The organism is Mycoplana sp. 10N416, assembly GCF_056394765.1.
Genome location: NZ_JBFTIM010000006.1, coordinates 351,894 through 375,092 on the forward strand (window position 1 = coordinate 351,894; position 23,199 = coordinate 375,092).

Here is a 23,199-nt window from a genome sequence, read left to right on the forward strand (position 1 = left end):
TTCCGACCGATCCGGTGCGAAGGAGATCCGCTCGCGCGTGGATGCACGGAACCAACCTATTCCTTCCTCTATGAAAATATGCTTTACTTGAATGAACGTTCAGCAAGACATAGGGGCGGTCATGAACACGGTTGTGCGCGACATCACCATTCCGAATGACTGGGACCGCAGCGGCCTGCCGGGCTGGTGCTATCACAGTGCCGCCCTGCTGGAACTGGAGAAGCAGCATATTTTCCGAGAACACTGGCAGATCGCCTGTCACGTCTCAGACGTCGCCGAGCCGGGCAACTACATCACCCTCGACATCGTTGGCGAGCGCGCCGTGGTTCTGCGCGGCCAGAGCGGCGAGATCAAAGCGTTCCACAACATCTGCCGCCATCGCGGCTCACGGCTTGTGGCCGACGAGAAGGGCACCTGCCGCAACGCGCTAGTCTGTCCGTTCCATGGCTGGGTCTACAATCTCGACGGCACCCTTCGCGGGGCGGCTCGTCCCCGCTCCTTTCCGCCGATGGACAAGAACGAATTTGCACTGAAGGCCATCGAATGCGAAGTCTGGCAGGGCTTCGTCTTCGTCCGGTTCGCGCCCGGCCCGCAACCCTCGGTCGCCGAGTTGATGAGGCCGTTCGAGGCGGAGCTGTCGTGCTATCGGCCCGCCGAGATGGTGCCGGCAGGCGGCATCTACACCCAGGAAACGCCGGTCAACTGGAAATCGGTGCGCGACGTCGACAACGAGGGCTACCACGTGGCGATGGCGCACCCCGCGCTTCAGGACCTCTACGGTTCGACCTACTTCGACGAACCCTTCGTCAACGGCGTCAGCCGCTCGTTCGCCACCTACAATCCGCACGCCGGACGGCGCTGGAGCGTCGGCCGCTATATGAAGATCGCCCCGGAGAACGCGCTCCTCCCGCAACATCTGCGCAAGGCCTGGATCTATTACGGCCTGTTTCCGAATTCCGTTCTCGCCGTGACGCCGGAGGCGGTGCAGTTCTATCAGGAGTTCCCGTTGTCCGTCGGCAGGACGCTGCTACGCGGCGGCGTCTACCGGTATCGGGACGAGACGCGGGAGCAGGCCGCTGCCCGCTATCTCGCCGCCCGCATCGATCGCGACACCCAGGCTGAGGACGTCCAACTGACGATCTGGTCGAACGAGGCGATGACTTCGGCCGCCTTTGCAGGCTTCTATCTGTCCGACCTCGAATACGGCGTGCGCACCCACCACGATCATCTGCGCAAGGTGCTCCCGGTCATGACGCTGAAGCAGGCACCGGCTGAGAACGAGATGCCAGCGGTCAACGCGGCGATGATCTAGTTTCGGCATGCAGTTGCCGCATTGCCAAGCCGGGGCGCACGCAGCATTCAACCTGTCCGTCATGCCGGACTTGATCCGGCATCCAACTCGCTCAAGTCCTTGAGCGCAGAACTCTTTTCGCGCCGCAGACGCGGCGCCGCTGGACCCCGGATCAAGTCCGGGGTGACGGAAGGAAGGTTGCGTTACGGCTATTGCGGTCTGTGGCCTCGGCCCGCTTTCGCGGGCCGAAATGTGCCAAGGCCCGAAACGAGAAGCCCTGACGTTCACGCAATTTTCGTCGTCATCAGCGCCACAACCCCTCCCGCACCAGATCGTCCATCGTCAACTCGATGCCGCGGCGCAGGATCGCCGCCATGTCGTCGATCTGGCTCATGGTGATCGTCAGCGGCGGGGACATGACGCACATATTGATGAGCGGCCGCACCAGAAGCCCGAGTTCCTGGCAGTGATTATCGATGCGCTTACCCACCTCCAGATCGAGCGTCAGCGGATTGTTGCTGACGCGGTCGGCGACGCACTCGACGCACGCCATCAGCCCGAGCCCACGCACCTCGCCGACCAGCGGCAGGTCTTCCAGCGCCTTGAGGCTCGCCTGGAAGTGGCCGGACACGGCGCGGGCATGATCGAGCAGCCCGCCCTCGAGAATATCGAGGTTCTTCAGCGCGACCGCGCAACCGATGGGATGGCTGGAATAGGTCAGGCCATGCGCGAACATCGCGTCGGAATGGTTCGATCGGCGCAGTTCCTCGAACAGCCGCCCCGCGATCATCACGCCGCCGAGCGGGAAGTAGCCCGAGGTTACCCCCTTGGCGAAGGTGATCATGTCCGGGTCGAGCCCGAAGACATCCTCCGACGCGAAGACATGGCCAAGCCGGCCGAAGGCGGTCACCACCTCGTCGGCGATGAAGAGGATATCGTTGTCCCGGCAAAGTTCGCGCATGCGGACGAGATAGCCCTCCGGTGGGACGATCACACCGCCCGATGCCATGATCGGCTCGGCGATGAACGCGCCGATGCGCTCGGCGCCCACCCTCTCGATCACATCGCGGAACTCGGCCACGAGAACGTCGCAGAACTGCGCCTCATCCACACCTTCGGGCCGGCGGAAGGGGTTGGGGCAGGCCAACTTGATCACCAGGCCTTCGGCACTGTCCATCCAGTCGTGGTCGCGCGGACGGCCGTTCAGCGAGGCAGAGAGATAGGTGGACCCGTGGTAGCCGCCCTGGCGCGACACGATCAGCTTCTTGTCCGGCCGGCCCCTCACGTTGTTGGCAAACTGCATGAAGCGCAGCGCCGTTTCCACCGCCGAGGAGCCGCCTGTCGTGTAGAAGACGTGATCAACGCCGACGGGTGCATGATCGGCCAGCCGTTTCGACAGCACCGCCGATGCCGCGTTCGTCGTGTACCACGGCGAATTATAGGACAGTTCCATGGCCTGCGCGGCCATGACATCGGCAAGCTCCTTGCGCCGGTGACCGGCATTGACGCACCACATGCCGGCGGGACCATCGATCAGCCTGCGGCCGGCCGCGTCGGTGACATAGATCCCCTCGCCCGCCTCCAGTCGCCCGCGCGCCTCGGCGCCGATGGAGCCGGAAACAGGCCACGGCTGCACCAGATGGCGCTCGGCGAGCAAGGTCAGTTCGTCCGGCCCATCGCCAATCGCATCATCATTGCCGCCGTCTGCCCTCGGTATTGCAGCCATGTTCACCCCCATTTAAATTTCAACAAAGCACACAAGATGATGACAACAAAGAATTTTCTTCCATCATATTGAATGTTTGTTCAATCAATATCGCAGAAATAGCGCTTGATTTCAATGGCGATTTGCGCTCATCTTTGAGCCGGGAACAGCAAACAGCCGGAAAGGCGGGCGCGATGAACTCGGCATTCCACGAAAGCGGGCCCTGTCCCGACCGGCGAAAGCAACGATGAGCGCGGCGGCGATCGTCACGACAGCGGAAACGCCGTCCCCTTCCGCGGGCAGCCGGTGGCTGCGAAGCGAGGAGGCCAGAGGCCTCGCGATGATCTCACCGACCTTGCTGTATGCGCTCGCGCTGTTGCTCGTGCCGGTGCTGCTCGTCATCGCCTACAGCTTCTGGACACAGAACTATCTGGAAATCGACCGGACCTTCACCTTCGAGAACTACCGCCTCGCGCTCACCGAACCGATCTACCGCGACCTGTTCGTCCGCTCGCTGTGGATCTCGCTGCTGACCAGCGCCATCACCGTCGGTTTCTCCTACCCCATCGCCTGGTACATCTCGTTCCATGGTGGGGTGCACAAGAACCTGTGGCTGTTCCTTGTGACGATCCCCTGCTGGACGAGCTATCTCCTGCGCGTGATGTCGTGGAAGGTGATCCTCGGCTACGGCGGCGTGCTGAATACCGGGCTCATGTCGGCCGGCATCATCGACCAGCCGATCACGTCGCTGCTCTACAACGCCAACGCCGTCGTCATCACGCTCGTCCATAGCTGGGCGGCCTTTGCGATCCTGCCGATCTACGTCTCGCTGCAGAAGATCGACCGGTCGCTGATCGAGGCGGCGCGGGACCTGGGCGACACGCCGCTGCGCGCCTTCCTGCGCGTGACCCTGCCGCTGTCGATGCCGGGTGTCATCTCCGCCTTCCTGATCGTGATGATCCCGACGGTCGGCGATTACGTCACGCCAAAGCTTGTCGGCGGCAAGGATGGCGTGATGATCGCCACCGCCATCCAGGCGCAGTTCGGCAAGGGCGCAAATTGGCCCCTGGGCGCCGCACTTTCGGTGACGACCATGGTTCTCGTGTCGCTCGCGGCAGCCGTCATCGTGCTGTCGCTGCGCTATGGTGTGCGGAGGCTCCGCTGATGTTGCAACGGATGCGCCTCCTGCCCTTCCTGCCGATCTATGTGGCGGTCTACTTCGTCTTCCTTTACCTGCCGATCCTGCTACTGCCGGTCTTCTCGTTCAACAACGCTGCAACCACGACCTTCCCGCTCGCAGGCTTCACGACCAAGTGGTACGCCTCGCTCTGGGGCAACACCGTCCTGCTGGAGGCGGCCCGCAACAGCCTCGTGGTCGGCATCTGCGTTTCTCTGCTCAGCACGACACTCGGCATTTGCGCTGCACGCGCCATCACGCGCTATCGCTTCCGCGGCCAGAATCCGGCCACCGGCCTGATCATGGCGCCGCTGTTTCTGCCGGAGATCATCGTGGCCGTGTCGCTCCTGATGATCACGCTGCAGCTCGGCCTTGAGCTATCGCTCCTGACCGTGATCCTTGGCCAGGTGGTCTTCTGCATCCCCTATTCGATGTCCGTGCTCGTATCCGGTTTCGAGGGCTTCGATCGCAGCCTCGAGGAGGCCTCCTACGATCTTGGCGAGACCGCGTTCGGCACCTTCCGCCGCGTGACCTTGCCGGTCGTCGCACCGGCGATCGTTTCCAGCCTGCTCGTCACCTTCACCATCTCGCTCGACGAGTTCATCCTTGCCTTCTTCCTTTCCGGCACCGAGCCGACGCTGCCCGTCTACATCTGGGGCCAGCTTCGCTTCGCCGCCAAACTGCCGGCCGTGCTCGCGCTCGGCAGCCTCATGATCGTCGCTTCCGTGCTGCTTTTGACCACCGCCGAAGTCTTGCGCCGGCGGGCGGAGCGACGCACGCAGGCCGCACTTGGACATTGACAGGAGCCACCATGCCGGACCGTCCGATGATCTCCATCGAAAACGTCTCCAAGTACTACGGGATCTACAAGGCGCTGGACGACGTCTCGCTGCAGATCGGCGAAGGCGAATTCTTTTCGCTGCTTGGTCCCTCGGGCTGCGGCAAGACCACGCTTCTGCGCTCGATCGCCGGTTTCGACGTGCCCACCAATGGCGAAATTCGAATCGACGGCGTGCCTTGCACGCTGTTGCCCGCCAACAGGCGCCCGACGAACATGGTCTTCCAGAATTACGCGATCTTCCCTCATCTCGATGTGGGCGAGAACGTCGCGTATGGCCTGAAGCGTCTGCGACTCGGCGCGGCCGAAGAGCACAAGCGTGTTTCCGACGCCCTCGACCAGGTTCGACTGACCGGACTCGACAAGCGCAAGGCGAACGAACTTTCCGGCGGACAGCGCCAGCGGGTGGCACTGGCGCGCGCGCTCGTGATGCGTCCGAAGGTGCTCTTGCTTGACGAACCGCTCTCCGCGCTCGACAAGAAGCTGCGCGAACAGATGCAGGTGGAACTGCGCAGCCTGCAGAAGGCCGTCGGCATCACCTTCATTCTCGTCACGCACGACCAATACGAGGCGCTTGCCCTGTCCGATCGCATCGCCGTCATGTTTGGCGGAAGAATTGCGCAGATCGACACACCGAAGGAGATCTATCAGCACCCCCGGACACGCAAGGTCGCCGACTTCCTCGGCGGCATGAACTTCCTGCAGGCGAAGCTGCTCGGCGACCATTCGGGGAACGTCTCGGTCGAAACATCCAGGTTCGGTACGATCAACCTCAGCAAGCCGCAGGGTTTCGCCGCCGCCAACGGCCATGTCACCGTCGGCATCCGTCCGGAGCGGCTTCGCTTACTCTGGGATGAGGAACGCGCGCCTCATGAATTGACGGGAAGAGTGGAAAACCGCGCCTACTTCGGCGAGGTGACCTATCTCACCATCGGTGTCGACGGACTGGAACAGCCGCTATCCATGGTCGAGACGAACGACTACGGCGCCGACGACCTGCCGATCGGTGCCGAGATCCGGCTGGCCTACGATCCGGATGCGTTCGTGCTTTTGGCAGAGGACGAAGCGGTGTCGCGGGTGGGATGACCCGGGAATCCGAGGCGGGTTAGGCCTCGGCGCAAGAGCGCAATTGGCAACTGCCGCCGAAGCTGGCTTCGTGACGGAAACCGCTCCCGCTTGATGCTCCCCGGTTGTCGGCGATTGAGACCCCCGGGTCGGCAAAGCGCTCGTCGCTAAACATCCCTCGACGGTTTTTCGGGACCCGGATACCGGACCCCGCCAGCTTGAAGCCGATGCGGCCGCCGCTGCGATACTGGCATCAATAGCCCGATTTGATCTTCTCGAACTCGGCGATCATTTTCTGCCGCAGTTCGGTCGGCATCGGCGACTGGAACAATGTGTTGGCAACGAACTTGTCGATGTCGCCATAGCCCTTCTGCTGCAGCATTGCCGGATCGACCGCCGCCATGCCCTTTGCATTGGAGTGGCCGTAGCCCCAGGCTTCCACCATGTACTTCGAGACCGCAGGATCGGTCACGGCATTGAGGTAGTCATACACCTTCTCTTCGCTGCCCTCCCCGCCCTTCAGGTGTACGAAACCGCAAACCCAGGTCGAAAGACCCTCCTTCGTGTCCTTCTTGATCGCGACGGGCACGTTGTCGGTCTGAAGCTGGGTCGAGGTGTCGTTCCAGGCCCAGGCCAGATCGACCTCCCCGCTTGCCATGGCCTGACTGAGTTCGGTGTTGTCGGTCCAGTACAGGCGGACGTTCTTGTGCACCTGCCGCAGGAAGTCGGATGCCTCCTTGAACTGCTCGTCGGTCATCTTCGTCCAGTCCTTCACCCCGATGGCGAGGCTGGCGAGCGCATAGGCGTCATCCACGTTGTCGCCGATCGAGACGCGATCCTTGAACTTCGGATCGGCGAAGACCTTCAGGGACTCGATCTCCTCCGGCTTGACGGTATCGGAGCGGTAGGTGAGGACCGTGTTGCCCCAGTCGAACGGCAGCATCCATGCGGTGCCGTCGGCCGACGTCATGAGGTCCTTCATCGCCTTGAAGCCGGGCAGCACGTCGTTCCAATACTTCAGCTTCGACGTATCCAGCGGCTCCAGCAGGCCTGCTTCACGCCATTTGACGACACTCTGCGAACAGGGATGGCTGATGTCCGCCTTGAAGCCGGAGCGCAATTTTTGGAACGCTTCCTCCTCGTCCCCGAAGAAGGCAAAGTCGGGCTCGGCACCATATTTCTCCGTATAGGCGGGATGGATCGCCGGATCCTCGTAACCCGACCACTCGAAGATGGTAAGTCCATCACCGGCAACGGCCGGCATGGCGGTGGAGAGCGCAAGTGCTGTAACGAAGGCGGTCGTGACCAGTTTTCTGGTTCTGTTCGAAGTGCTCATGCTGCTCCCCTTTTGGCTGGCTATTTTGGCCCGTTTCGCGCGATGTGCATCGGAAAAAGCGCGACGATCGCTTCGATCGCCGCCGTGAGCGCGCTCTCCCGCGTGGTTCCATCGCCCATCATCAGGCGCAGCCACAGCCCTTCGAGCGTCGCGCAAACGGCAAGCGCCATCGCTTCCGGCGCATAGCTGTAGCCGCCCTCTTGCTTGAGAGCTGTGCACAGCGAGATCACGGTTTCCTGGTATTTGACGTCGCGCGCACCGCAGAGCGCCTGATAGGTCGGCCGCGACTTGGCCTCCCCCCAGAAGGCACACCAGGCCGCAAGCTTGCGCTTGGTGCAGATCTTGCGGTCGAAATCGGCCGCAACGAGCGCCCAGAGCCGGTTCGCAGCCCGCTCCCCCGCCTTTTCCAGCGCCGAATTCCAATGATTGGCATACTCGTCCGCCATGTATTGCAGGGTGGCGATGAGCAGGTTTTCCTTGCTCTCGAAATGAAAGTTGACGATGCCGCGCGAAAGCCCTGCCCCATCCGCCACATCGGCAAGAGTCGTCTCGGCATAACCACGCTTGGCCAGCGAATCGATCGTAGCTTCGATCAGCTGCAGCCGCCTCGTTTCCTTGGAGGCCTTGCGTCCCTTTTTCTCGACTTCAGTCACTACCTTCTGCGCTGCGCCAGCCCGCATCTTCACCGCCGTTTTCGTTTTGGGGTCTCGCAGCGCCTCGTTCACGGATGGCCTCCGGCCGGCTTGCTGCCACGGAGATGAGTGGGACAATGCTCGCCGGTGTCAAGGACCTTCTGCATGGCGGTCCAGGTCCGAATGTTCTTGGCGACATACGCCTCGCCGACGACCGCCGCCGCCTCGGCGTGAAGCGCGCCTTGCAGACGCTCCAGTTCGCTGCGAGCGGTCTCCCGATACCAGGCGTTGCGGCTCTCCGCCGACACGTCGACAAAACCCGCGGCGGTCATCGCCGCCAGGTAGCGTTGCGGCGAGGCCATGCCGAAGCTCAAGCCTTCGGCGGCGATGTAGTCCCGCATATCCTGGGACGGTTCGCCGTCATGCGAGATCAGCCAGTCGGACGCCGCAAGCCGCCCACCCGGCTTCAGGACGCGGAAAAGCTCGCCAAAAAGCCATTCCTTGTCCGGCACGTGCACCATTGCATCCTTGGAGAAGACGACGTCGAACTCCGCATCATCGAACGGCAAGCGCCCCGCCGACCCGGCAATGAAGCGAACCCGTGACGACAGCCCCTGCCGAACTGCCGCCGCCCGCGCATGATCGATCACCGGCTGCTCGACATCGTAGCCAACCACCTCGGCGGGCTCGTATTCTTTGGTGATGTGCAGCGAAACACCGCCGGCGCCACAACCGAAATCGAGGATCGTCTTGCCGGCAAGATCGAGCCCCGCCAGGACACGGTCGACTTCCGCCGGCCCGCCGGGCGACAAGAACCCCTCCCCCCAGAGAACCTCGAGGAAGCGAATCGCCGCTTCGTCATATTCCGGTTCGTGCTCTAATCCTGACCCTGCCGCCGTCATGAGGCCTCCCCGCCAGACTGCTTGCATGCTCATCGTCACCGCAGCGAAATTCTAGCGGATAATCAGGCGATTGCAACACGCTTGCTGAATGATCATTCAAAATATCTGGACAAGGTTTGGCGATTGATGCAGCCTTCCTCGGCAGCGAGGGAGAACGTAGAATGCAAACATACGATGCCCTGATCGTTGGCGGCGGCCACAACGGGCTGGTGACGGCATGCTACCTGCAGCGCGCCGGACTGAACGTCGCGGTACTGGAAAAGAACGGCTGGGTCGGCGGTGCTGCGACCAGCCGGGAACTGGCCCCCGGCTTCCTCTACTCCAACTGCTCCTATGTCTGCTCGCTGTTTCGCCCGGAGATCATGCGCGATCTCGAACTGCCGCGGCACGGCCTGCAGGTCGTCGCCTATGAGGGCGGCGCGGTCCTCACCCGCGACGGTGACTATCTGGCCTCCTATCGCGACCACGACAGCCATCGCCGTGAATTCGCCCGCTATTCGAAACGCGACGCCGAAGCCTATGATCGCTATGCCCGCGACGTCACCCGGCAATGCCGCTTCATCCAGCCGCTGCTGATGCGCACCGCGCCCGATCCATTCGGGTTTCGTCCGCGCGACCTGTCGGAACTGCTCTATCTGGCGAAGAAGTTCGGTGAGTTCACCCCGAGCGAGATGGCCGAAACGCTGCGCTTCTGGACCATGTCGATATCGGATTTCCTCGACGAATATTTCGAGACCGACGTGATCAAGGCCTATCTGGCGATCTCCGGCATCATCGGTACGGCGCTGGGGCCGATGTCGCCGGGCACGGCCTATGTCCTTCTGCATCACTACATGGGCGAGGTCGATGGCTCCGTCGGCGCCTGGGGCTATGCGCGCGGCGGGATGGGGGCTGTAACGCAAGCCCTGTCGCGCTCCTTCCAGTCGGTTGGCGGCACGATCCGCACCGATGCGGAGGTGGACAAAATTTTTACGCGCGGCGGACGCACCAGCGGCGTGGTGCTCTCCAACGGTGAAGAGGTGCACGCCAAGCTCGTCGTGTCGAATGCCGACGTAAAACGCACCTTCCTCAAGCTCGTGGACGAAGCAAATCTCCCGGCGGATTTTGTCCACCGCGTCAAGCACTTCAAGATGCGCGGCTCCTCCGGCAAGGTGAACATCGCGCTCGACAGCCTGCCGGAGTTCCCGGCGCTGCCGCACGGATCCTCCTGCATTCGCGGCGACCTGCACTTCACCGATACGATCGAACGGATGGAGCGCGCCTATGACGACTGGAAGGCCGGCCGCTGGTCGGCCGATCCGATGCTCGACACGATGATCCCGACGACGCTCGACCCGACCATGACCTCGCCGGGCAAGCACTTCATGAGTTGCTTCGTGCAATACTGCCCGCCGAAGATCGAGGGCCGTGACTGGACCGACGCCGATCGGGACGCCTTCGCCGAAACCGTCATCAGCCAGATCGCCGACTACTCGCCCGGCTTCCGCGACCGGATCGTCCATATGGAGGTTCGGACGCCGCGCGAACTGGAAAGCGAGGTCGGCCTCACCGAAGGCAACATCTTCCAGGGCGAACTGACCTTCGACCAGTTGCTCTTCAACCGCCCGGTCCCGGGCTACGCGCAATATCGCAGCCCGATCGCCGGTCTCTACATGTGCGGCTCCTCCACCCATCCCGGCGGCGGCGTCATGGGGGCGCCCGGACGCAATGCCGCGATGGAAATCCTTCGCGACCTCAAGCGTAGCCCCGAACAGATGAGCAAGGCCCATGACGTCATTTGATGCGCCCGCCAAGATCACTGCGAACGCCTACGACGCCATTGTCATCGGCGCCGGCCACAACGGCCTCGCCGCCGCAGCCAAGCTCGGCAAGAGCGGCCGGAGGGTCCTTGTCCTCGAGGCCGCGAATGCTCCGGGTGGCGCCGCCCGCGGCCGTGAATTCGCCCCCGGCTTCCGCTCCGCCGGCCTCGCCCACCTCGTCAACCGCCTCGACCCGGAGGTCGCCGGAGACCTTGGCTTGGCGTTGGTGCCTAGATCCGGCCCGGCCATGCCGACCGTCGTACTCGATGGAGCGAATGAGCCCGCAGTTCTGCGCGACGCCTATGGCGAGACGATCGACGGGGTTTCCGCCTCCGAGGCCGAAGCCTTCGGCCGGCTGCGCGAGAAACTCGTCTATCAGGCCGGCATCCTGAAGCGCTTCCTGCGCCGGCCGCCGCCGCAACTCGGCGCGATCGGCATCGGCGACATCTCGACGCTCGCCGCCGCCGGCTTCGGTCTGATCCGCAAGGGCCGCGCCGAGGGGCGTGACTTCCTGCGCATGCTGCTGATGAACGTCGCCGACGTCGCCGACGAGTATCTGGAAGACGACCGCTTGAAGGGGTTGCTCGCTTTCGACGCCACGCTTGGCATCCATCTCGGCCCGCGCTCGCCGACGTCGCTGCTTGGGCTCTACTATCGCCTGACGGGCGAGGTGGACGGCAAGGCCGGCGGCCAGTTCATTCCCGAAGGCGGCATGGCGGCGGTGGCGCCGGCCTTCCTGAAGGCCGCGGAAATCAACGGCGTCACCGTCCGCTGCGGCACCCGCGTCGGCCGCATCCTTGCGGATCGCGGCAAGGCAGGTGGCGTCGTTCTGGGGGATGGCGAGGAGATAGCCGCGCCGGTGATCGTGTCCGCCGTCCACCCGCGAACGACCTTCTTGCATTTGCTCGATCCAGCCGAGAGCGATACCGGCTTCCTTCGCTCCATCAGCCATATCCGCACGGCCGGCAATGTTGCCAAGCTCGACCTGGCACTCGAGCGCATGCCGAACTTCAGCGGCCTCACCGGCCGCGACCACAGCGGCCGCATCGTCATCACCCGTTCGATGGAGCACGTGGAAACGGCCTTCAATCCGGCGAAATACGGCGAGTTCTCCCCCGATCCGGTCATGGAGATCGTCCTGCCGAGCCTGGCCGACCGAACGCTCGCGCCAGACGGCGCCTGTACGCTTTCAGCGCTGATCCAGTATGCGCCCTACAAGCTGAAGATGGGCTGGGCAGCGGGCAAGCCCGCTTTCCTCAGGATCGTTCTCGATATCCTGGAACGCCATGCACCTGGCATCGGCAAGACGATCATTGCAGCGGATCTCAGCACACCTGCCGATATCGAAACGGAATACGACATTCCCGGCGGCCACTGGCACCACGGCGAACTCCAGGCCGACCAACTGCTGATCAACCGGCCGACCCGTGCGGCTTCCGGTTATGCCACCCCGATCGACGGCCTGCATCTTGCGAGCGCCGGAGCGCACCCCGGGGGCGGCATCTCCGGGCTTGCCGGCTGGAACGCCGCACGGCACATCCTGTCGGGAGCCAAGCGATGAACGCCCTAACCCAGCCCCATCACACCGCCGAAGTCCGCCGTGCCGCACGCAATCACATCCTGATGCCGCGCCTCGAAACACCGTTTCACCCTCGCCTCGCAGCCCTCGACGAGGTGAACGACTGGTACAACTGGGCCGGCTACAAGGCGCCGCACTCGCTCTTTGACGAGGAGCTGGAGTACTTCTCCATCCGCTCGACGGCGGCACTTTTCGACATTTCGCCGATGGTGAAATATCGCATCGCCGGCCCGGACGCCGAACGCTACGTCAATCGCCTGACGCTGCGTGACGTGCGCAAGCTCGGCATCAACCGCGTCCACTACACCGCTTGGTGCGACGATCACGGCCACGTGCTGGATGACGGCACGCTGTTCCGGCTCGGCGAGCAGGATTTCCGTCTCTGCTGCCAGGAGCGCCACCTGCCCTGGCTGCTCGACGGCGCCATCGGCTTTGTTGTCGAGATTCGAGAGGAGACCGAGGAGATCGCCGGCGTCGCGCTGCAGGGACCGACGAGCTATGCGGTCCTGAAGGAGGCCGGCTTTGCCGGCGCGGAGCTCCTCAGGCCGTTTGAGATCGGCACGTTCCCGCATGACGCCGGGACGGTCGCCGTCTCACGAACCGGCTTCAGCGGAGATCTCGGCTACGAATTGTTCGTGCCGCGCGTTGCGGCGCTCTCGCTCTGGGATCGGCTCTGGAGCGCCGGCGCCGACCACGGCATCCGCGCGATCGGCTATTCCGCGCTGAACCGCACCCGCATCGAGGCCGGTTTCATCGTCGCCAATGCCGATTTCGTCACCGCTGAAGGCGCCCTTCGCGCGGACCGCGTCCGCCTGCCCGACGAGATCGGCCTCGACTGGCTGGTCGATCCGGACAAACCGCACTTCAACGGCAGAAAGGCGATCCTCGAGGCGCGGCGGAATCAAACTCTCAAGCATGTGCTGGTCGGCCTTGAAATCGAAGGGAATATTCCTGCCGAGCACGCAATCGTCTACCATCGCCGCAAGCACGAAGCCGGTCTTATCACGGCCGCGATCTGGTCGCCGACGGCGAAGCGCAACATCGCCATCGCCAGCCTGGACCGTCCCTACGGCACGAAGTTCGTCAACGATCTTTGGGTGGAAATCTATGCGATGCGGGAGTTGCGCTACCAGAAGATGATGAAGCGTGCGACGATCGTCCCGCGCCCGTTCGTGAAGCTGGCCCGCCGCACCGCCACGCCGCCAGGACTGCGGTGAGGTAAGAAGGACCACCAGGTGAAAGGCAATCACCATGGACAAAGACAGTCGCCACAACTGGACCCTGGTCCGCACCCCGACCGGCATCGATTGGTCGGGCCGTACCCGCTATGCGGCAGCCATGTACTTTTTCCAGAAGGGCGAGATGAGTGCGGAGGTGCTGGAGGTCTACCGCATCTGCTCCCGGCTTGATTCAGAGGATCCGCTTTCGGTGCTAAAGCGTTGGAAAATAGGTGAAGATTGGATCGGCCGGATGGAGGCTGGACCGGACTACAGCATGTCTCGCGAAAATGGGAAGCGGTCTCGGGACAAAGACATGCGAAAGAACAAGGAGCCAAAGCGTGATGAGCGAATCTGAAAGATCGCGACGCGCTTTAGCGGCAGCAACGGCCGTTCCTGCCGCCGTACCTTAGGAAAGGTTCTTTTCCGGCCTGAGGCTCGCGATCATGCGCCGCACTCCCTCTCGCCCTTCCCTGGCGAGATCGAACCGGCGACCATAAAGCAGCCATTCGCTGCAGAGCCCCTTCATCATCCACCGGAGCGCCGACGAGGCAGACTTCGGCGTCCAGCAGGCACCGAGCTGCCCTTTCGCGGCCGCGCGCGTCAGTGCGCTTTCGAGCTTGCACATATGGTCGTCGTCGACATGCTGCTGTTTTTCCAGGACCGGCGCGAACTCGCCGGAATAGTCGCAGCGCAAAAGGATGGTCAGGATGCGCTGGCGCTGCTCGTCGGTGGAGAGCGCGTCGAGCCAACCGGCTGCCGCCCGCTCCACGACGGCGAGCACATCCGCATCCTCGGATTCGAGCTCGCGCGCGACCATGTCTTCCTGCGGCAGCGGCACGGACTTGTAGAGTTCCATGAAGAGAGCGGTCTTGTTGGCGAAGTGCCAGTAGATGGCACCGCGGGTGACGCCGGCAGCCCTCGCCACTTCTTCCATCGTCGCGGTGGACACGCCCTTTTCGAAGAAGACCCGCTCGGCCGCGCATAGGATCTGCTGGCGCGTCGCTTCCGCTTCGGCTTTGGTCCGTCGCAATTGTTCCTCCATCACTGCGGCACGCAGCCGAAGATGCGTGCCCAAGGGAATGCCCGCCTTGCGGCGGGCATTCGTGTCTTACTCGCCTGCAACCGGTGCGGCTTCCGCCACCCGTTTCACCGACTTCGCCTTGCCGCCGAACAGCTTCATGATGAACACGAAGAAGACCGGCACGAAGATGACCGCGAGCACCGTGGCCGAGATCATCCCGCCCATGACCCCGGTGCCGATCGCGTTCTGGCTCGCCGCGCTCGGGCCGGTGGCGATTGCCAGCGGCAGAACGCCGAGCGTGAAGGCCAGCGACGTCATCAGGATCGGGCGGAACCGCAGCCGCGCCGCCTGGATCGCGGCTTCCTTGAGCGACTTGCCCTCGGCCCGCAGGTCCTTGGCGAACTCGATGATGAGGATCGCGTTCTTTGCCGACAGGCCGATGATGGCGATCAGGCCGACCAGGAAGTACACGTCGTTGGACATGCCCCGCAGCATGACGGCGACCACCGAGCCGATGACGCCGAGCGGCACGACGAGCATGACCGACAGCGGGATCGACCAGCTCTCGTACAGCGCTGCCAGGAGCAGGAAGACGAACAGGATCGACAGCGCGATCAGCGCCGGTGCCTGCGAGCCCGACTGGATCTCCTGCAACGACTGCCCGGTCCACTCGTAGCCGAAGCCGTTCGGCAGGTCCGCTGCCAACCGCTCCATCTCGGCGATGGCGTCACCCGAGGAGTATCCAGGGGCAGCCCCGCCGCTGATGCGGACGGACGGATAGCCGTTGTAGCCGACGATCTGCGCCGGGCCGCGGATCCATTCCACCGAAGCGAAGGACGACAGCGGCACCATGCCACCGCTGGCATTGCGGACGTTGAGCTTCAGCAAGTCCGCCGTCTGCATGCGCTTTTCCGCATCCGCCTGCACCGTCACGCGCTGCATGCGGCCGGCGTTCGGGAAGTCGTTGACGTAGGACGAGCCGAGGTTTGCCGAGATCGTCGAGTTAATGTCCGCGAAGGTGACCCCGAAGGCGTTCGCCTTCTCGCGGTCGATAATCAGGTTGACCTGGGCGGCGTCTGGCATGCCTTCGACGCGCAGGCCGGCCACGATCTTGCTCTGCTGGGCGGCGGCCATCAACTGGTCGCCCGCGGCGGAGAGCGCGGCCTGGCCCATGCCGCCGCGGTCCTGCAGGCGGAAGGTGAAACCGCTCGAGTTGCCGAGGCCCTGGATGGGCGGCGGCGAGAGCGAGAACGCCATCGCGTCCTTGACCGTGCCGAAGATCTGCCCGTTGGCCCGTCCGGCGACCGCGTCCGCCGCGTTTTCCGGTCCGCGTTCGGACCAGTCCTTCAGGCTGACGAAGGCTAGGCCGGCATTCTGGCCCGAACCGGAGAAGCTGAAGCCGGAGACGGCCACGACGCTGTCGACCGCCTCTTCCTTGCCGAAGATCTGCTCGACCTGTTCGATCACCTGCTGGGTGCGGCTGCCGCTTGCCTCGGACGGGGCCTGCATGTCGACGATCAGGAAGCCCTGGTCCTCGTTCGGCAGGAACGACGTCGGCAACTGGATATAGACGTAGCCGAGGCCGACGAGCAGCGCGAGGTAGACGACCATCAGCCGCCCGGAGCGCTTGACGACGCCACCAACCATGTTCGAGTAGCCATTCGTGGTCTTGTCGAAGCTGCGGTTGAACCAGCCGAAGAAACCGCGTTTCTGATGATGCCCGTGGGAGATCGGCTTCAGGAACGTGGCGCAGAGGGCCGGCGTCAGTGAGAGCGCCAGGAGACCCGAGAACAGGATCGATACCACCATCGTCAGACTGAACTGCTGGTAGATGATGCCCACTGCGCCAGGGAAGAAGGCCATGGGAACGAACACGGCCGTCAGCACCAGCGTGATACCGATGATCGCGCCGGTAATCTGGCTCATCGCCTTGCGGGTCGCCTCCTTCGGAGGCAACCCCTCCTCCGCCATGATCCGCTCGACGTTCTCCACCACGACGATGGCGTCATCCACGAGGATGCCGATCGCCAGAACCATGGCGAACATGGTCAGCACGTTGATCGAGAAACCGGAAACAAACATCACCGCACAGGTGCCGAGAAGCGCAACCGGCACGACAAGCGTCGGAATGACCGTATAACGGATGTTCTGCAGGAACAGGAACATCACCAGGAACACGAGGCCGATGGCTTCGATGAGCGTGTGGACCACCTTTTCGATCGACGCCTCGACGAAGGGCGTCGTGTCGTAGGGGATCTCATAGCTGATGCCCGGCGGGAAGAACTGTGCCAGTTCATCCATCTTCGTCCGGATGCCCTCCGCCGTGGACATGGCATTGGCGGTCGGCGACAGTTGGACGCCGATGGCCGCGGTCGGCTTGCCGTTCAGGCGGGCAGAGAAATTGTATGTCTCGCCGCCAATCTCGATCCGTGCGACGTCGCGCAGCCGGACGGAGGAACCATCCGGGTTGGCACGCAGGACGATCGAGCCGAACTGCTCGGGCGTGGCGAGCTGGCCGCGAACGAGGACGGTGGCGGAGATCTGCTGGTTGACGGGGTTCGGCTGCGCGCCGATGCGGCCGGCCGAGACCTGCGCATTCTGCGCGGCGATGGCTCTGGTGACGTCGTCGACGGTCAAACTCAGGCCGACCAACTTGTCCGGATCCACCCAGATGCGCATCGAGCGCTGGGTGGAGAACAACGTCGCACTGCCGACGCCCGGTACGCGCCGGATTTCGCCGATGATGTTGCGGCTCATGTAGTCGCCGAGGCCGATCGCATCGGTATTGCCATCGTCGGACTTCAGCGCGACCACCATCAGGAAGCTGGTTCCGGCCTGCTCGACGCGCATGCCCTGCTGGGTCACCGACCGCGGGAGGCGGGGCTCGACACGTGCAATGCGGTTCTGAACCTCGACCTGCGCCTGGTCGATGTCCGTGCCGGGCGCGAAGGTCACGTTGATGGAAATACGTCCGGAGGATTCCGAGGTCGACTCAAAGTAGATCAGCCCGGGAACGCCGTTCAGCTCTTCCTCGATCGGACGCGTGACGCTGAGATACATGTCCTCGGGCGAGGCGCCCGGATAGCTCGTCCCGATCGAGATCTGCGGAGGGGCCACGTTCGGATACTGCGCGACCGGCAGCATCGGAATCGTGATCAGCCCCGCGATCATGATGAATATGGCAACGACCCAGGCGAAGATCGGCCTGTCGATAAAGAAACGTGGCATTGGTCAGGACCTCAATTCGCTGCGGCGGCCGGCTCGGCCTTCGCGTCGGACGCGGGCGTGGCGTCGGCGGTCTCGCCGGCCTCTGCCGCGACTGCTGGCTTCCATTCCGAGGGCGCGACCACGCTGCCGGGGCGCGCCTTCTGGAAGCCCTCGGCGACGATCTTCTCGCCGGCCTGCAAGCCGCTGGTGACGACCCAGCGCTGCCCGACCACCCGGCCGACGGTGATGCGGCGCACTTCGACTGCGTTTTCCGCATTGAGGACATAGACCTGCGCCTGGCCGGCGGTGTCACGCAGCACCGCCTGCTGCGGCACCAGGATCGCGTTCTTCTCGATGCCCTGCTGGATCTGGACGCGGACGTACATCCCCGGCAGCAGGTCGTTGGTCGGGTTCGGGAACTCGCCGCGCAACGTCACCTGGCCGGTGGTGGTGTCCACCGCCGCCTCCGAGAACAGCAGCTTGCCCTGATGCTCATAGGCGGTGCCATCGTCGAACAGCAGCTTGACGTCGGCCGAGTTTCCATCGGTCATCAGGTCGCCTTCCTCAAGCGCCTTGCGAAGGCGAATGAGGTCGGTCGCCGACTGGGTGAAGTCGGCATAGACCGGATCGAGCTGCTGGATGGTGGCCAGCGCCTCGGTGCCGTTGGAGCTGACAAGCGCGCCCTCGGTGATCAGCGCGCGGCCGATCCGGCCGCTGATCGGCGCGGTCACTTGGGAGTATTGAAGGTTGAGCTTGGCCGTGGCCAGGCCCGCTTCGGCGATCGCGACGTCCGCATCGGCAGCCGCCAGGTTCGCGACGGCATCGTCGAACTGCTGTGCCGAGGCGACGTTCGACTTCTTCAGCTGTTCCTGGCGGTCGGCGGCCTGCTTGGCCTGCAGCTGCACGGCCTTGGCGCGGCGCAGCGTGCCCTCGGCGCTCGCGACCTGGACGCGGAACGGCTCGGGGTCGATGCGATAGAGCACATCGCCTTCCTTCACGATCGAGCCCTGCTGGAATACGCGCTCGACCACGATGCCGGAGACGCGCGGCCGCACCTCGGCCGTCCGCGTGGCGGCGATGCGGCCCGGCAGTTCGTTGGTGATCGGCGCTTCCTCGGTCTTCGTGGTGATGACCGCCACCTGTGCCGGCGGAAAGCCGCCTGCGCCTTGCTGGCCCTCTTCCTTCTGGCATCCCGCCAGCACAAGAAGGCTGCTCATCGTCGCAATCACGAAAGGTCTCGTCAAACGCATGGGTTCTTCCATCAAAAGGGGGTCTCGGCTTCCAAGGCCGTCGAGCATACGGCCGCAGGGCCTTGAAAAGACTCGATGCGGAAAGCCGGTCGCCCTCCGCATCGCAGTTATACAAACAGTCATGTATGTTGGATCTTGGCGAAGCGCAATGGATTACTGCGCCGCACAATACCCCTGATCACGAGATTGTGATGAGGGGCCTCATCGTATCGCCCGGCCCTCAGCATCGAAGCGATGCAGGTGTCCGGCGTCTGGCGTCGCATAGACAACATCGTCGGATGCGTAGTGATGTTCTCCGAAAAGTCGAACCGTCAGCAGTCCGATGCTGTCGCTCTCCAGATAGACGATCGTGTCAGCGCCAAGGTGCTCGACGTGAACGATCCTGCCCATCCAGTCACCTCTTTCTCGCGAAAGTGTGATGTGCTCGGGGCGAATGCCGATCGTTTTAACACCATTCTGGCCGAGTCGTTCCGCATCGATGAAGTTCATCGCCGGCGAACCGATGAAGCCGGCGACGAAGAGGTTGGCGGGCTGGTTGTAGAGCTCCATCGGCGAGCCGACCTGCTGGATGACGCCGGCGTCAAGCACGACGATCTTGTCCGCCAGCGTCATCGCCTCGACCTGGTCGTGGGTGACGTAGATCATCGTCGCCTTCAGCTCACGGTGCAGCCGCGCGATCTCCAGGCGGGTGTTGACGCGCAGCGCCGCATCGAGATTCGACAGCGGCTCGTCGAACAGAAACAGCTTCGGCTCGCGCACGATGGCACGCCCGATCGCCACGCGCTGGCGCTGGCCGCCGGAAAGCTCGGCCGGGCGGCGCTCGAGCAGCTTGTCAAGCGACAGCATGGCCGACGCCTTTTTCGTCCGCTCCTCGACCTGCGCCTTCGGTGCGCCGGCCTGCTTCAGCCCCAACCCCATGTTGTCCTTCACCGTCAGGTGCGGATAGAGCGCGTAGGACTGGAACACCATGGCGATGCCGCGCTTGGCCGGCGGTACGGCACTGACCTCGGCACCGTCGATCAGGATGTTTCCAGAAGTGGAGTCCTCAAGCCCGGCGATGATGCGCAGCAGCGTGGACTTCCCGCAGCCGGACGGCCCGACGAAGATGACGAACTCGCCGTCCTTCACCTCGAGATCGATGCCCTTGAGCACGTCGACCGGGCCGAAGGACTTGCGGACGGATTTCAGTTGCAGAGAGCCCATCGATGCTTCCTTCTTACAGCTTGACCGGCTTGCCGGTGCGCACGCTTTCGTCGGCCGCAAGGCAGATGCGCAGCGACTGCACCGCATCCTCCATGTGCCGCGACAGGTCGATATCCTCGCGGATCGCCTTCAGCACATAGGCCTGTTCGCGATCGCAGAGCTCCTGGTGCCCCGGCTCGCCGGCCATCTTCAGGTCCTCGTCGGCCTTGAGGAACCGGCCATTCGGGCCGGTTTCAGCGTTGTGGACGCGGATCACCGCCGTCTTCGTGTGGGTGTCGATGTCGTCGGACTTGGCGTTCGGGTCCATGACGATCGAAACCGAGCCCTTCGGCGACATCACGTCCTTCACGAAGAAGGCGGTTTCCGAAATCATCGGTCCCCAGCCGGCCTCGTACCAGCCGAGCGAGCCGTCGTCGAACAGCACCTGCAGGTGGCCGTAATTGTACATGTCAGCCGCGATCTCGTCGGAGAGGCGCAGCCCCATGCCGCGCACCTCGACCGGCCTGGCATCGGTGATCTGGCACATGACATCGACATAATGCACGCCGCAATCGACGATCGGCGGCGTCGTCTGCATCAGCTGCTTGTGCGTCGCCCAGGTGGGCCCGCTCGACTGCTGGTTCAGGTTCATGCGGAACACGTAGGGACCGCCGAGCTTGCGGGCCTCGGCGATCAGCCGCATCCACGAGGGATGGTGGCGCAGGATGTAGCCGACCACGAGCTTGCGGCCATTGGCCTTCGCGCAGGCCACCACCCGCTCGGCGTCGGCAACGGTCGTCGCCAGCGGCTTCTCGACGAAGACATGCGCACCCGCCTCCATCGCCGCGATCGCATAGTCGGCATGGCTGTCCGAATAGGTGTTGATCGAGCAGAGTTCCGGCTTCAATTCACGCAGCGCCTCTGGGAAAGACGGGTGGATTTCGTAGCCTTCCAGCCCGGTCGGAACCGCAACCTTCGACCGATTGACGAGGCCGACGATCTCGAAACCGTGGTTTTCGTGATAGGCGAGCGCATGGCTGCGGCCCATATTACCGAGACCGGCGGACAGGACGCGGATCGGGGCGGACGAAGGGGTCATTTCACTGCTCCTGAGGTGATGCCGCGGATGAGCTGCCGCGAGAAGGCGAGATAGAGGACAAGCACCGGCAGGATCGCCAGCGACAGGGCGGCGAGCACGGCGTTCCAGTTGGTGACGAACTGGCCGATGAAGATCTGCGAGCCGAGCGTGACGGTCTTCGTGGCTTCACTCGGCGCGAGGATCAGCGGGAACCACAAGTCGTTCCAGATTGGGATCATCGTGAAGACGGCGACCGTCGCCATGGCCGGTCGCACCAGCGGCAGAACAAGACGGAAGAAGATCGAGTATTCAGAAAGCCCATCGATGCGACCCGCATTCTTCAGGTCGTCGGAGACGGTGCGCATGAACTCGGAGAGAATGAAGACCGCGAGCGGCAGGCCCTGCGCCGTATAGACGAGGATCAGCGCCGTCAGCGTGTTGACGAGCCCGGTCGCCACCATGCCCTGCAGGATCGCCACCGTGCCGAGACGGATCGGAATCATGATGCCGAGCGCAAGATAAAGCCCCATCAGCGTGTTGCCCCGGAAACGGTATTCGGAGAGCGCGAACGCGGACATCGCACCGAAGAGCAGCACCAGGGCGATCGAGACGACGGTGACGATCAGGCTATTCTGGAAGTAGGTGGCAAAGTCCCCCTGCCCGAGCACCGTGGCATAACCGACGAGGTCGAACGTTTCTGGCGTCGGAAGCTGCATCGGGTTGCGAAAGATCGCGTTGCGGTTCTTGAACGAGTTGATGAGCGTCAGGAACACCGGGAACACGGCGACCAGCGTGTAGGCGATCAGCGCGAGGTGGACCAGCGCCATGCGACCGTAGGTCGTGCGTGCCTTGGACATGACCGCCTCCCTTAGAACTGGTAGCGGCGGATGCGCCGCTGGATGACGAAAAGATAGAGCGAGACGCCAGCGAGGATAATCAGGAACATCACCGTCGCAATCGTCGCCCCCATCGAGCGGTCGCCGAGCTGCAGCTGGAAGCCGAAGAAGGTGCGGTAGAGCAGCGTGCCCAGGATGTCGGTTGAGCCGTCCGGCCCGGCGAGCGCACCTTGCACAGTATAGACAAGGTCGAAGGCGTTGAAGTTGCCGACGAAGGTGAGGATCGAGATGATGCCGATCGCCGGCAGCACCAGCGGCAGCTTGATCTTGAAGAACTGCGCCCAGCCGGTGATGCCGTCGCATTCGGCCGCCTCGATCACCTCCTCCGGGATGTTCAGGAGAGCGGCATAGATCAGCATCATCGGGATGCCGACATATTGCCAGACCGAGATCAGCGACACGGCGATCAGCGCCGACCCCGGCTTGCCGAGCCAGGGCGCGAACATCCATTTCAGACCGACGAGGTCCATGAGGTAGGGGGAGACGCCCCAGATCGGCGACAGGATCAGCTTCCAGATGAAGCCGACGATGACGAAGGACAGCAGCGTCGGCAGGAAGATCGCGGTGCGGTAGAAGGCGGTGAAGCGCAGCTTCGGCAGCGACAGCAGGGCAGCCAGCGCGATCCCGATCGGGTTCTGCACCAGCATGTGGATGACGAAGAAGATGAAATTGTTCTTCAGCGCATTCCAGAAGTCGGAAGCCCAGCGTCCATCGCCGAACAGAACGCGGAAGTTGTCGAGCCCCACGAAGGTGTATTGCCCGTCGACCGTATTGTAGAACGACAGCCGCAGCGTCTCAAAGAGCGGCAGGATCATCACGGCCGTATAGACGACCAGTGCCGGCAACAGGAACACGCCGATGTGCCAGCGCCGCGGGCGGCGTACGACTTCCATTTCGTCCCTAGATAATGTGGCGTCCGTCATGGCCCTGCCCGTTCGTTGCGACCGATGGTTCGAGTGTTACCCGGTGACGGACCGGCGTCACACGGCCGGTCCCGCCGCATGATGCCGCGCCGGAAGAT

At 63.5% G+C, this 23,199-nt stretch carries 19 protein-coding genes; 8 read left to right on the forward strand and 11 right to left on the reverse strand.

From position 1 onward, the window contains the following. Window positions 1-121: 121 nt before the first annotated feature. Window positions 122-1,312: an aromatic ring-hydroxylating oxygenase subunit alpha gene (locus tag AC1DDS_RS14965; RefSeq protein WP_477479614.1), complete on the forward strand. Its 1,191-nt coding sequence runs from the start codon at window positions 122-124 to the stop codon at window positions 1,310-1,312. Between the two features lie 283 nt (window positions 1,313-1,595). On the opposite strand, the gene AC1DDS_RS14970 is transcribed toward AC1DDS_RS14965, so the two are convergent. Then, window positions 1,596-3,017, reverse strand: a complete 1,422-nt coding sequence (locus tag AC1DDS_RS14970; protein ID WP_477479615.1) for an aminotransferase — start codon at window positions 3,015-3,017, stop codon at window positions 1,596-1,598. A 226-nt stretch (window positions 3,018-3,243) separates the two neighbouring features. Between AC1DDS_RS14970 and AC1DDS_RS14975 the strand changes: the two genes are divergently transcribed. Genes AC1DDS_RS14975 through AC1DDS_RS14985 form a run of 3 tightly spaced genes read left to right on the forward strand, consistent with a single transcriptional unit; the run spans window position 3,244 to window position 6,097 of the window. Further along, complete coding sequence (locus tag AC1DDS_RS14975; RefSeq protein WP_477479616.1) at window positions 3,244-4,161, forward strand: ABC transporter permease; 918 nt, start codon at window positions 3,244-3,246, stop codon at window positions 4,159-4,161. Then, window positions 4,161-4,973 carry an ABC transporter permease gene (locus AC1DDS_RS14980; RefSeq protein WP_477479617.1) on the forward strand — a complete coding sequence of 271 codons (813 nt, stop codon included), beginning with the start codon at window positions 4,161-4,163 and terminating at the stop codon, window positions 4,971-4,973. Before AC1DDS_RS14975 ends, AC1DDS_RS14980 begins: the two co-directional genes overlap by 1 nt. A gap of 26 nt (window positions 4,974-4,999) precedes the next feature. Continuing rightward, window positions 5,000-6,097, forward strand: coding sequence for an ABC transporter ATP-binding protein (locus AC1DDS_RS14985; protein ID WP_477479673.1), 1,098 nt, complete (start codon window positions 5,000-5,002; stop codon window positions 6,095-6,097). A gap of 232 nt (window positions 6,098-6,329) precedes the next feature. Here AC1DDS_RS14985 and AC1DDS_RS14990 read toward each other — a convergent pair whose 3' ends face one another. The 3 genes from AC1DDS_RS14990 to AC1DDS_RS15000 are packed head-to-tail and all read right to left on the reverse strand — an operon-like array spanning window position 6,330 to window position 8,946. Continuing rightward, window positions 6,330-7,412: an extracellular solute-binding protein gene (locus AC1DDS_RS14990; protein WP_477479618.1), complete on the reverse strand. Its 1,083-nt coding sequence runs from the start codon at window positions 7,410-7,412 to the stop codon at window positions 6,330-6,332. A 20-nt stretch (window positions 7,413-7,432) separates the two neighbouring features. Further along, a complete protein-coding gene (locus tag AC1DDS_RS14995) occupies window positions 7,433-8,092 on the reverse strand; it encodes a TetR family transcriptional regulator C-terminal domain-containing protein (RefSeq protein ID WP_477479674.1) in 660 nt (219 codons plus the stop codon). A 41-nt stretch (window positions 8,093-8,133) separates the two neighbouring features. Continuing rightward, window positions 8,134-8,946, reverse strand: a complete 813-nt coding sequence (locus AC1DDS_RS15000; RefSeq protein WP_477479619.1) for a methyltransferase domain-containing protein — start codon at window positions 8,944-8,946, stop codon at window positions 8,134-8,136. A gap of 161 nt (window positions 8,947-9,107) precedes the next feature. On the opposite strand from AC1DDS_RS15000, the gene AC1DDS_RS15005 reads away from it, so the two are divergent. The 4 genes from AC1DDS_RS15005 to AC1DDS_RS15020 all read left to right on the forward strand — a co-directional run bounded on the left by AC1DDS_RS15005 (window position 9,108) and on the right by AC1DDS_RS15020 (window position 13,899). Then, complete coding sequence (locus tag AC1DDS_RS15005) at window positions 9,108-10,727, forward strand: phytoene desaturase family protein (RefSeq protein ID WP_477479620.1); 1,620 nt, start codon at window positions 9,108-9,110, stop codon at window positions 10,725-10,727. After that, window positions 10,714-12,306, forward strand: a complete 1,593-nt coding sequence (locus tag AC1DDS_RS15010) for a phytoene desaturase family protein (protein WP_477479621.1) — start codon at window positions 10,714-10,716, stop codon at window positions 12,304-12,306. Before AC1DDS_RS15005 ends, AC1DDS_RS15010 begins: the two co-directional genes overlap by 14 nt. A gap of 62 nt (window positions 12,307-12,368) precedes the next feature. Further along, window positions 12,369-13,541: an aminomethyl transferase family protein gene (locus AC1DDS_RS15015; protein WP_477479675.1), complete on the forward strand. Its 1,173-nt coding sequence runs from the start codon at window positions 12,369-12,371 to the stop codon at window positions 13,539-13,541. A gap of 34 nt (window positions 13,542-13,575) precedes the next feature. Further along, complete coding sequence (locus AC1DDS_RS15020) at window positions 13,576-13,899, forward strand: hypothetical protein (protein WP_477479622.1); 324 nt, start codon at window positions 13,576-13,578, stop codon at window positions 13,897-13,899. A 51-nt stretch (window positions 13,900-13,950) separates the two neighbouring features. Here the strand turns inward: AC1DDS_RS15020 and AC1DDS_RS15025 are convergent, their stop codons facing one another. The 7 genes from AC1DDS_RS15025 to AC1DDS_RS15055 all read right to left on the reverse strand — a co-directional run bounded on the left by AC1DDS_RS15025 (window position 13,951) and on the right by AC1DDS_RS15055 (window position 23,101). Next, a complete protein-coding gene (locus AC1DDS_RS15025; protein WP_477479623.1) occupies window positions 13,951-14,574 on the reverse strand; it encodes a TetR family transcriptional regulator in 624 nt (207 codons plus the stop codon). Between the two features lie 78 nt (window positions 14,575-14,652). Beyond that, entirely contained in the window at window positions 14,653-17,793 is a 3,141-nt protein-coding gene (locus AC1DDS_RS15030; RefSeq protein ID WP_477479624.1) for a multidrug efflux RND transporter permease subunit, read from the reverse strand. A gap of 11 nt (window positions 17,794-17,804) precedes the next feature. Continuing rightward, window positions 17,805-19,022, reverse strand: coding sequence for an efflux RND transporter periplasmic adaptor subunit (locus tag AC1DDS_RS15035; RefSeq protein WP_477479625.1), 1,218 nt, complete (start codon window positions 19,020-19,022; stop codon window positions 17,805-17,807). A 201-nt stretch (window positions 19,023-19,223) separates the two neighbouring features. Beyond that, window positions 19,224-20,225 carry an ABC transporter ATP-binding protein gene (locus tag AC1DDS_RS15040; protein WP_477479626.1) on the reverse strand — a complete coding sequence of 334 codons (1,002 nt, stop codon included), beginning with the start codon at window positions 20,223-20,225 and terminating at the stop codon, window positions 19,224-19,226. 13 nt (window positions 20,226-20,238) lie between these two features. Continuing rightward, entirely contained in the window at window positions 20,239-21,303 is a 1,065-nt protein-coding gene (locus AC1DDS_RS15045; RefSeq protein ID WP_477479627.1) for a Gfo/Idh/MocA family protein, read from the reverse strand. Further along, window positions 21,300-22,139 (reverse strand): carbohydrate ABC transporter permease, encoded by an 840-nt coding sequence (locus tag AC1DDS_RS15050; RefSeq protein WP_477479628.1) that lies wholly within the window; start codon window positions 22,137-22,139, stop codon window positions 21,300-21,302. Before AC1DDS_RS15050 ends, AC1DDS_RS15045 begins: the two co-directional genes overlap by 4 nt. A gap of 11 nt (window positions 22,140-22,150) precedes the next feature. Next, window positions 22,151-23,101, reverse strand: a complete 951-nt coding sequence (locus AC1DDS_RS15055) for a carbohydrate ABC transporter permease (protein WP_477479629.1) — start codon at window positions 23,099-23,101, stop codon at window positions 22,151-22,153. Window positions 23,102-23,199: the final 98 nt, after the last annotated feature.